Below are 11,255 nucleotides of genomic sequence, written 5' to 3' on the forward strand. Positions count from 1 at the left end.
GGCAACTTAGTTTTCAGATACTGATAAAAATCATATTGCGCACGCCGCTTAGGCTCATCAGGGTTACGTTTAAACCGGTTATTCAGCTGACTGTCTACCCAACAAGCCTTCCAGTTGGCATTCAACTGAATCCGAAGCATATCAATCAGTTCCTGTTTCAAATCCTTATCCAGCACGGGAGTTACCGCCTCAATACGCCGGTACAAGTTCCTCCGCATCCAGTCTGGTGAACCCATATAAACCAACGGATTGCCATCATTGCCAAAATACCATACACGTGCATGCTCCAGAAAACTGTCTACAATACGTGTAATCCGTATATTACGGCTGAATTCCTCACCCGGAACCAGACAACAGATTCCCCTTACTATCAAATCAATCTCAACTCCTGCCTCACTGGCCCGATACAGTTCATCTATCATGGCTATATCCTGCAGTGCATTCATCTTAAGTACAATGCGACCTTTCTTCCCCTTTTTAGCCAAAGCAATTTCGCGATGTATCCGCTTCTTCAGTTCGGGCAACAAGTTGAACCGGGCAATAAGCAAACGATGAAACTGAGGTTCCTCTTCTTCTTTCTGCAAAACCCGAAACAAATGATGCATATCTTCTACAATCGTCTTGTTGCAAGTATACAGAGCAATGTCTGAATAAATCTTGGCAGTCTTCTCATTGAAATTACCGGTACTCACATAAGCATAACTCCGAATCTGTTCTCCCTGTTTGTTATACCTCAAAACCAGTGCTACCTTAGCATGAACCTTCAAGCCCGGAATACTGAAAATGATATGAATACCCGCCTTACGCATCAGTTCGGCTGTAGCCAGATTGTTTTCTTCGTCAAAACGTGCTTTCAGTTCCACGAAAACCGTCACCCGTTTTCCATTCTGTGCTGCTGCAATCAGTGCATTAATCACCTCCGAATGCTCTGCTACACGATACTGGGTAATCATAATCTCACGACACATGGGATCGTGTACCGCCTCGTACAGAAAATGAATAAAATGGTCGAAACTATGATACGGATAATGCAGCAACAAATCCTTACGGGCAATCCTGCGGTACATGAAATGAGGTTCTTCCAGTCCCGGCAAACGCATGGGTACCGGCTTCTGCATCGGCTTCAAGTCGGGATTCGGATTAGGAAGCTGAGCCAGATCCTCCAGATTCAGATGCTTGTCCCCCTCCACCAGTTCTTCCTCCGTAATAGAAAAGACATCCATCAGAAAGCCCAAAAAGTCGGCAGGCATCTTACGGTCGTACACAAAGCGGGCTACAGCCCCTATCTTGCGTTTCTTTACCTTCTCCTTCAATTTCTCCACCATATTCTCAGGCGGAACATCGTCTACAAACACATCCGCATCGCGCGAAATCTTACAGCAGAAACTACAATCCACCTCATATCCGGTAAAAACTTCCTTCAGATTATCCTTGATAATATCTTCCAGAAACATCAGATAGTACGTATCCCCCTGCTTGGGAAGTTCCACAAAGCGCGGCACCTTGCTGTAAGGCATCTTCACGATAAAATACTCCGCTTTCTCTTTACCGGGCTCATGCACCCTCACAGCCAGATACTGACGGTTATCGCGTAAAAACATACGTACCTTGTCCTTCTCTACCTTTACCGGTTGCAGATAAGGAAAGACTTCCTCCATAAAGAAACGATGCACAAACTCTCTGTGGAAAGGTTCTACCTCCTGCCGAGACTGATAAAAGACAATATGATTCTGGCGCAAAGCCGGAAGAATCTTCTGCTCGTAGATACGTACGCGCTCCTCAAGTTGTGCATTCACAGTCCGGGCTATCTGCTGAATCAGTGTGTGTGCCTCGTCCACGGTCATATCTTCGCTCTTTCCACCCGAAGCCACAGCCCGATGCTCTGCCACACGTACTTTATAAAATTCTTCGAGATTCGACGAATAGATAGAAATAAAGTTGATACGCTCATACAGGGGAAGATCATCGTCGTCGGCCTCCAGCAAGACGCGGAAATTGAAAGACAGCCAACTTATATCGCGGTTAAAATACTTATATTGCTTTTCCATGACGTATAGCATTCAAGGTTTTCTCAAAAATAGTACCTTTGTATGACAAAACAAAGAAAAAATGACAAGAATCGGACTATTATCTGACACACACGGCTACTGGGACGACCGGTATCTGAAATACTTTGAACCTTGCGACGAAATATGGCATGCCGGCGATATCGGCTCTATGGAACTGATTGAACGATTACAAAGTTTCCGCCCCGTGCGCGCCGTCTATGGGAACATCGACGGACAGGACATACGAAAAGCCTTTCCCTGTATCAACCGCTTCCAGGTAGACGGAGCCGATGTACTGATGAAACATATTGGCGGTTATCCCGGAAAATACGATCCTTCCATACAAGGTACCCTTCTTGTCCGTCCTCCCAAGCTTTTCATCAGCGGACACTCTCACATATTAAAGGTAAAATACGATAAGACTTTGGGTATGTTGCACATAAACCCGGGAGCAGCAGGAAAATACGGCTTTCACAAAGTACGTACACTGGTACGTTTCTGTATAGATAATGGAAGTTTTTCGGACCTTGAGGTCATAGAATTAAGCGAATAATACTTGTTTCTTAGAAAAATCTTTCCGTACTTTGCAGCCTGAAAATATACAACAAACTGAATATGAAAACTTATTTAGTTACAGGAGCGGCCGGATTCATCGGCGCGAATTATTTAAAATATATCTTAGCAAAACATAACGATATCAAAGTAGTAGTTCTGGATGCACTGACTTATGCCGGTAATCTGGCTACTATCGTAAAAGATATAGACAATGAACGCTGTTTTTTTGTAAAGGGGAATATATGCGACAGAGGATTGGTAGACCAGTTGTTTATAGACCACAAATTCGACTATATCGTTAATTTTGCAGCAGAAAGCCATGTAGACCGAAGCATCGACAATCCACAATTATTCTTGCAGACCAATATCTTGGGTACACAAAACTTGCTCGATGCAGCACGCCGTGCATGGGTTACCGGAAAAGACGAAAACGGATACCCTACATGGAGAAAGGACGTACGTTTCCATCAGGTTTCTACAGACGAGGTATATGGCTCACTGGGTGCAGAGGGATACTTCACCGAGGAGACACCGCTTTGTCCTCACAGTCCGTACAGTGCCTCAAAGACCAGTGCAGACCTTATTATAATGGCTTACCACGATACTTATAAAATGCCGGTTACCATTACACGCTGTTCCAACAACTACGGACCGTATCATTTCCCGGAAAAACTGATCCCTTTGGTCATCAAGAACATTCTTGAGGGAAAACGGTTGCCGGTCTACGGAAACGGTTCGAACGTACGCGACTGGCTGTATGTGGAAGATCACTGTAAAGCAATAGACCTGGTGGTTTGCAAAGGAAGAAACGGTGAAATATACAATGTAGGCGGACACAATGAGAAGCAAAACATTGATATCGTAAAACTGACCATCGCTACGATTCATCGTCTGATGACAGAGTACCCTGAATACCGCAAGGTGCTGAAGAAAAAAGAACTCAACGAACAGGGAGAAATCTCTATCGACTGGATAAACGATTCTTTGATTACTTTCGTAAAAGACCGTTTGGGACACGACCAGCGATATGCCATCGACCCAAGTAAAATTACCCGCGAACTGGGATGGGAGCCGGAGACCAGCTTTGAAGAAGGCATTGTAAAAACCATCGAATGGTATCTGAACAATCAGGAATGGGTAAAACTTGTAACCAGTGGCGATTATCAGAACTATTACGAAAACATGTACAAAAACAGATAAGACAATCTTCAAAAGAAATATTCATTTTTCTCATCTTTATGATAAGAGATGAAATTCTTTTCTATACAAACAATATACATTTACATTTCTGAAAGAGTATTATATACGACGTCGTCGGCTGCACAGTCGGTGACGTCGTTTTTATATCCTCCGTCGTCAACTATACGGACAGCGCCGCCGAATGAAACCCGATATCAGCCACAGCATTATTCCTTACAAGAAAAAGGAAAAGGCGTAAACCCACTTTCATGGACCTACGCCTTTAGTTATATTACGGATATTGATTATCCCAGGAATGAAATCAGCACACCGGCAGCTACAGCCGAACCGATTACACCCGAAATATTACTTGCCATACAATACTGCAAGACATGGTTCTTCGGGTCGTACTTCAAGGCTATCTCATTTGCCACACGGCTTGCCATCGGCACGGCACTCAATCCGGTAGCTCCAATCAGCGGATTGATCTTCTTCTTGGTAAACAGATTGAATACCTTTACAAACAGAATACCTCCGGAAATAGACAGTGCAAATGCAAGGAAACCACCTATTACAATACCGATGGTGGTCCAGTTAAGGAAAGCATCTGTCGTCATGGTAGCTCCAACCGAAATACCCAGGAAGATAGTTGCCGCATTCATGATGCTGTTTGAAGCCGCATCAAACAAACGGGAAGTATTGCTTCCGATTTCTTTGACCAAGTTACCGAACATCAGCATACCAATCAAAGGTACTGCACTCGGCACAAAGAGTGCCACGATAGTAGTAACCACAATAGGGAACAAAATCTTCAGTACCCGCAAGTTCTTGATTTCGGTAGACGACGGATATTTCTTTTCCTGCTCCTTCATATTAATGGAAAGTTCCTTCTTCGTACACCAGATACGTACTACCAAAGGCACAATAACCGGAACCAGCGCCATGTACGAATAAGCCGCAATAGCGATAGGACCCAACAAATGAGGAGCCAGCTTAATAGTAGTAAAGATAGCTGTCGGACCATCGGCACCTCCGATGATACCCAATGAAGCAGCTTCTTTCGGAGTGAATCCCATCAGAATTGCTACCAGCAATACGGCAAAAATACCCAACTGAGCAGCAGCTCCAAAGATAGACAAGCGGAGGTTACGCAACATCGGACCAAAGTCGGTCAGCGCACCTACACCCATAAAAATAATCGGCGGCAGGAAGCCGGTTTTAATCAACATATAATAAATGAAGTTCATCAGTCCCAGCTCGTGTGCAATTTCATGCAAAGGCATTTCCCAAATGTTCTTCATTACTCCATCCACCATGACCATACCGTTCTCGTCGGCCTGTATCACGCCCATATCTCCTCCGGGGAAATTGGCCAGCAATACCCCGAAAGCAATCGGTACAAGCAACAACGGTTCATATTGTTTTTTAATTCCCAGATAGAGCAATATGAAAGCAATGGCATACATGATGAGGAAACGCGGATCAGCCACAATGTTGCTGAACGCAGTCATATCATACAATTTTGCAAATATCTCTTCCATATTACAGAATCTTCATTAAAACATCGTCTTCAGAGACCGCATCACCGGAGTTGACACAAATAGCTGTCACCGTTCCGCTGAACTCTGCACGAATGGCATTATAAGTTTTCATTGCTTCTACATAACAAACTACATCTCCCTTCTCTACCTTATCGCCTACTTTCAAAGGAGTTTCCTGAGCGCTCTTGGTCAGGAAGAACTTACCTTCCAGAGGAGAAGTGATTTCTTTGCCTTCACCGGCATGAACGGCAGCCGAAGTATCGCCTGCTGCCGGCTGTGCTGCAGCCAATGTAGCCGGATTTACATCACCGAAGGCTACTGTCACACGATAAGCCTGTCCGTTGACATCGACAGTCAGTACCTTGGTCGGTTCGTTTGCCATATGTACTTCTTCTTTTTCGGCACGGCGTTTCTTTACATCTTCCAGGAAGTCGGCCTTAGCCTTTCCGCTCTTATAGGCTTCGTACTGTGCCGGATGCATGGCATATTCGAAGAGTTCTTCGTCGTCCTCTCCTGTTTCCCATTTCTTTTCCCACATCATCTGGCGATATTTCTCCAGCTGGTCCGGGTAATTATCCTGCGGATTTCCGGTAAAGAACTTACGTCCTTCGCGTTCTGCCTTCTCTACAATTTCGGGAGCAAGTTTGCCAGGCAATTGTCCTGCCTTACCCAGAATCATATCCCAGATATCGTCGGCTATCATACCCCAGCGTTCCTTGCCTTTTTCCATCTGAATGACATTCATCATAGCCAGGTTCTTGACATACTGACTGAAAGGAGTTACCAGACACGGATAACCTACACGAGGCCATACATAAGCTACTTCATCGAACAGCTTGATGAGCAACTCGTCTTGTGTCATAAACGGCAGATTGCGTTTTGCCTTATATTTGTTGATAGATTCAAGATTGGTTTCCAGGTCGGCCATTAAACTTCCCATCATACCACCGGGCAATCCGGGAGCAATCAGCAACGAGTTCATCAAACGGTTCTTCGGACTAATGTAAAGTCCCAGGAAATCGTCCATAAATTCCTGAATCATGGAACGGACTTTCATGTAAGCCTGCATATTGATTTCCGGAACCTTGAAACCGGCATCTTTCAACATAGCCTGTACACTGATGACATCGGCATGTCCTGTACCCCAGGACAGCGGTTCCATACCTACATCTACATAATCGCAACCGGCCTTACATACCTCAAGAATAGAAGCCATATTAAAGCCCGGACCTGCATGAGAGTGATACTGAATCACGATATCCTTTTTAATCTGCTTGATACCGGCTACTACTTTTCCCAGGAACGCCGGACGACCGATACCGGCCATATCCTTGATACAGATTTCATCGCAACCGGCCTCAATCAGCTTCTTGGCCATATCGAGGTAATACTCTACGGTATGTACAGGAGAATAAGTGATACAAAGACAGCATTGTGAAATCATTCCGGCATCGTGAGCATAGCCGATAGAAGGGATAATGTTGCGGACATCGTTCAATCCGCAGAAAGTACGGGTAATATCGGTACCCTGTGCTTTTTTGACTTTATAGAACAATTTGCGGACATCGGCTGGAACCGGGCTCATACGTAATCCGTTCAGTGCACGGTCGAGCATGTGTGTCTGAATACCGGCTTCGTGAAAAGGTTTTGTCCACTCCCGGACAGCTTTATTCGGATTTTCACCAAACAGCAAATTAACTTGTTCGAAACCACCCCCGTTTGTTTCTACGCGGGCAAAACACCCCATTTCAATAATGGCTGGGGCCACCTTTGTCAACTGGTCTACACGCGGTACATATTTTCCGGCACTTTGCCACATATCACGAAAGACCAAACTAAATTTTACTTCTCTTTCCATGACAGATACATGTGTTTTTCTTTTTTCTGATTAATGCAATTTTTCAATTTTGATGACCTGACCTTTTCCGGCAGTCAGAATATCTACAGCAGCCTTAATGGCATCCATAGTTCCTGCATCCGAAGAGGCTCCTGATGTGACAGGTTTCTTCTTGGGTTCTTCTTCGGGAGCCACTTTGTTGACTACCGTAATCAAGAACTGACTGATCCAGATCACAATAAGAAGAATTAAAAAGACTGTAGCCATACCAACTACCATCAGCATTAATCCTGTTCCAATGTTTTCCATGTTTGTATTAATTAATATATAACAACGCGCCCTTCAGTTTCACAGCAAACTGAAGGACGCGCCAAAAGTACGGAATTTTAATTATAATCTATAACTAAATCTCGTTAAAAATATAACAGAATATTATAGCATAATCTCTTCCAAGGTTTTACGTTTCTTTTCCGGTATGGCCTGTTCCGAAGGATAACCGATTGGAATCAGTGCTATCGGCTCGATATGGGATGGTAACTGCATGACCTTTCTACAGGTATCTACATCGAAGTTGCACACCCAGCAAGTTCCTAATCCCTGTTCTGCGGCAGCCAGACACAAATGCTCTATAGCTATAGACAAGTCAACATCAGCATGGTCTTTATTATCTACTTTACGATGCCACGACTGTGTATGGTCTGCACATGCTACAATAATGCAGGGAGCAGTCTGTATCCATTCGCGGGAATAAGCTGTTTTTAGAGCAGCCAGACGTTCCGGTTCGGTAATTATCGCAAACTTCCAGGGCTGGTAATTGACAGCCGAAGGAGCCAGACGTACACACTCCATGATGTAATCCAACTTGGAAGATTCAATTTCCTTTTGCTCGTAGCTGCGAACAGAATAGCGTGTTTTTACTAAATCGAGAAAATCCATATCAATAATAATTTGAGGTTATTGATGCAAATATCGTACCTTTGCAACAACTAAACAAGATAAGATATGAAGAAATTAGTTATTTTCGACTTGGACGGTACCTTACTCAATACTATCGCCGACCTGGCTGCCGCTACTAATTATGCTCTACAAGCATGCGGATATCCCACACACGATACAGATGCTTATCGTTTCTTTGTAGGAAACGGCATCAACAAACTTTTCGAACGTGCTTTACCCGAAGGGGCCCGAAGCAAAGAGAATGTACTGAAGATACGTTCGCTGTTCGTACCTTATTACAACGAACATAATGCCGATTTAAGTCGCCCTTATCCGGGCATTGAAAATTTGCTGGAAACACTTCAGGAAAAAGGATATATGCTGGCTGTTGCCTCGAACAAATACCACGAAGCAACTCAGAAACTGATTAAACAATACTTTCCACGTATCAATTTCCTTGCAATATTGGGGCAGCGGGAAAACATTCCAGCCAAGCCGGACCCACAGGTTGTATACGAAATCATGGAAAAAGCAGGAGTTGAAAGAAATGAAGTTGTCTACATTGGCGACTCTTCGGTAGATATGCAGACCGGAGCCAATGCAGGAGTTACTACCATCGGCGTATGCTGGGGCTTCCGCCCACGCACCGAACTGGAGGCCTATAACCCAAGCCTCATCGCCGAACAGGCTGAAGATATTCTGCACTTTCTGGAGAAATAAAAAGAAGAGAACAGAAAGTAAAAAATACAAGGGATTCATATAATATTGCTGATTGATATCATTGAATATTATATGGATTCCTTGTATTGAATTAAATAATGTCTATTCCTTACCGTTCAGTAGAGCGTTTTTTCGGTTGAAGCAGTCGGAACATTTGATATGGATACCGAAATAAAAACGACGCCCAGAGCCTTTTCCACTATCTTATAGGGTATTTCTGTTTATTAATGTTTATAGTTTGCCTTACTATTGATATCTTTGCAACAGAATATTTTTGATAGTCCTTATTGATTGCAATAACTTCTATTGTACATATGAGCACGTTTTCACCCCGTAGCTTCATGACAAGTTTGTCGTTGTCTTTTTAAACAATGATATCTGTGTTATGACCGGAAGTAATAGGTTCGCTGTTCTTATGTACCTGAAATATAGCAAGAAATAAAACTGTAAAAAGACTGATTATTAACTTATAAATCTTTATTATCATGAACATATTGTTGACTATTATCAGGATAATATCTGGAGGATTATTCGTATGTCTGGAGAATATAATATTCGGTTTCCTTCTGATGATATCTATTGTTGGAAATACCTTTCGGCAACACAGTTTCAGATTGGCAGGACTTACCCAAACATCGTTTAATAAGACTATCTTCTGAAAATTCTTATTTTTTAACCTATAATATTTATTTAATTGATGACAAAATTCTCTCGTGCGTTTTGGACAGCCAACCTGTCGGAACTTTTTGAGCGTATGGCCTATTATGCCATCTTTATTGTAATTACACTTTATCTTTCAAACACATTAGGCTTCAATGATATTGAAGCGAGTCTGATTTCCGGCTTGTTCTCTGGAGGACTTTATTTCTTGCCCATGTTCACCGGAGCTTTTGCCGACAAGATAGGCTATCGTAAGGCTATTCTTATTGCCTTCACTTTGCTCACTATCGGCTATCTGGGATTGGGTATGCTTCCTGTAATGCTAGAATCGGCAGGATTGGTAGAGTATGGTGAAAAAACTCATTTTACAGGACTTGAGACCAGCAATATGCGTCTGCTTATTGTTCCGGTAATGATAATACTTGTCATTGGCGGTTCGTTTATCAAGTCAATCATTTCTGCATCAGTGGCAAGAGAAACAACTTCGGAAACACGTGCCCGCGGATATTCCATTTTCTATATGATGGTAAACATAGGCGCTTTTACAGGTAAATGTTTTATCGATCCTATGCGTTCGGTAGTAGGCGATGAGGCTTATATTTATATCAATTTCTTCTCGGCTACATTGTGTTTCCTGGCTCTGCTTACTATTTTCTTCTTCTTCCATTCCACAAATACTTCCGGTCAAGGAAAGAGTATGGCAGAAGTATTCCGCGGACTTGGAAAGGTGTTCACCAATGGCCGTCTGTTGCTGTTGATACTTATCGTAACTGGCTTCTGGATGATCCAACACCAGATGTATGCCACTATGCCTAAATATGTAATCCGTATGGCGGGTGAGACAGCGAAACCGGGCTGGATAGCCAATGTAAACCCTTTTGTGGTAGTAATTTTCGTAAATATAATCACTCAGTTTATGGCAAAGCGCAAGGCGTTGACTTCCATGGCAGTCGGAATGTTTCTTATCCCACTTTCCGCATTAATCATGGCTACGGGAAATATGTTTGAAGGTGATATTTTCGGTATGCATCCTATTACAGTGATGATGATTGCTGGTATAGCAGTTCAGGCCCTTGCTGAATGTTTCATCTCTCCGCGATATATGGAATTCTTTTCATTACAGGCTCCGAAAGGTGAAGAGGGACTCTATTTGGGATTCAGTCATTTGCATTCATTCCTTGCATCAATCATAGGATTCGGTTTGTCAGGTATTCTTCTAACTGCATATTGTCCGGATCCTGCATTATATGATTCTGTAGAAGCATGGAAAGCTGCTGCTGTCAATGCCCATTACATTTGGTATTGGTTTACCGGTATTGGCACCATTTCGGCTGTTGCACTTATTATATATGCCAAGGCAACCAAAAGCGGAAAGTGATATCTGTTCAGTAAACGTTCACTGAACATGTTCTGAAAAGGAATGACGCATAATGAATGGTTTCTGAGACCATCCGTTATGCGTCTTGCCGTTATCTGCAAGTATTTGCTTTGCATGTTTGGTTGGATTATCCTAACCTAAAAAAGGAATAGCTTAGAGATATTATTTCTGTATAGCAGTAACGTTTGAAGAAAATTGAGAATCTTGCATTCGACAATAAGAAGCAGTTGCTACTGCAGATTATAACAATAGCCGTTATGATGTTTCTAATGAACTACCTTTTCGTAAAACATCAACTTTAATAATTGGCATGGATGAGCCGTTTTTATTGGAGGCATCTAATTACAACATCAATCACAGAATTTATTATTCTATCTCTGGGATATTCAGTAAATGTCCCT

The 11,255-nt window shown here is 42.9% G+C and carries 9 protein-coding genes; 4 read left to right on the plus strand and 5 right to left on the minus strand.

Annotation, left to right across the window (positions count from 1 at the left end):
- The coding region (locus WKU26_RS12125; protein ID WP_340322221.1) for an RNA degradosome polyphosphate kinase at positions 1-2,048 on the minus strand (2,048 nt) is incomplete at its 3' end.
- Positions 2,049-2,109: 61 nt separating this feature from the next.
- On the opposite strand from WKU26_RS12125, the gene WKU26_RS12130 reads away from it, so the two are divergent.
- The gene (locus WKU26_RS12130) at positions 2,110-2,601 is read left to right on the plus strand and encodes a metallophosphoesterase family protein (protein ID WP_340322222.1); all 492 of its coding nucleotides are present in this window, start codon (positions 2,110-2,112) and stop codon (positions 2,599-2,601) included.
- Positions 2,602-2,663: 62 nt separating this feature from the next.
- Positions 2,664-3,803 (plus strand): dTDP-glucose 4,6-dehydratase, encoded by a 1,140-nt coding sequence (gene rfbB, locus WKU26_RS12135; RefSeq protein WP_338158857.1) that lies wholly within the window; start codon positions 2,664-2,666, stop codon positions 3,801-3,803.
- 284 nt (positions 3,804-4,087) lie between these two features.
- Here the strand turns inward: rfbB and WKU26_RS12140 are convergent, their stop codons facing one another.
- The 4 genes from WKU26_RS12140 to WKU26_RS12155 form a co-directional block, all read right to left on the minus strand.
- Positions 4,088-5,323 carry a sodium ion-translocating decarboxylase subunit beta gene (locus tag WKU26_RS12140; RefSeq protein ID WP_340322223.1) on the minus strand — a complete coding sequence of 412 codons (1,236 nt, stop codon included), beginning with the start codon at positions 5,321-5,323 and terminating at the stop codon, positions 4,088-4,090.
- A gap of 1 nt (position 5,324) precedes the next feature.
- Positions 5,325-7,181, minus strand: coding sequence for a biotin/lipoyl-containing protein (locus tag WKU26_RS12145; protein ID WP_340322224.1), 1,857 nt, complete (start codon positions 7,179-7,181; stop codon positions 5,325-5,327).
- A gap of 30 nt (positions 7,182-7,211) precedes the next feature.
- Positions 7,212-7,469, minus strand: a complete 258-nt coding sequence (locus WKU26_RS12150; RefSeq protein ID WP_340322225.1) for an OadG family protein — start codon at positions 7,467-7,469, stop codon at positions 7,212-7,214.
- Positions 7,470-7,592: 123 nt separating this feature from the next.
- Positions 7,593-8,096: a nitroreductase family protein gene (locus WKU26_RS12155; protein ID WP_269877836.1), complete on the minus strand. Its 504-nt coding sequence runs from the start codon at positions 8,094-8,096 to the stop codon at positions 7,593-7,595.
- A gap of 66 nt (positions 8,097-8,162) precedes the next feature.
- On the opposite strand from WKU26_RS12155, the gene WKU26_RS12160 reads away from it, so the two are divergent.
- Together WKU26_RS12160 and WKU26_RS12165 are read left to right on the plus strand one after the other, a co-directional pair.
- Positions 8,163-8,816, plus strand: a complete 654-nt coding sequence (locus tag WKU26_RS12160) for an HAD family hydrolase (RefSeq protein WP_340322226.1) — start codon at positions 8,163-8,165, stop codon at positions 8,814-8,816.
- A 697-nt stretch (positions 8,817-9,513) separates the two neighbouring features.
- Positions 9,514-10,854: an MFS transporter gene (locus tag WKU26_RS12165; protein ID WP_340322227.1), complete on the plus strand. Its 1,341-nt coding sequence runs from the start codon at positions 9,514-9,516 to the stop codon at positions 10,852-10,854.
- Positions 10,855-11,255: the final 401 nt, after the last annotated feature.

The sequence above is a fragment of the Phocaeicola sp. HCN-40430 genome, from assembly GCF_037890285.1.
In the GTDB taxonomy this organism is placed as follows: domain Bacteria; phylum Bacteroidota; class Bacteroidia; order Bacteroidales; family Bacteroidaceae; genus Phocaeicola; species Phocaeicola acetigenes.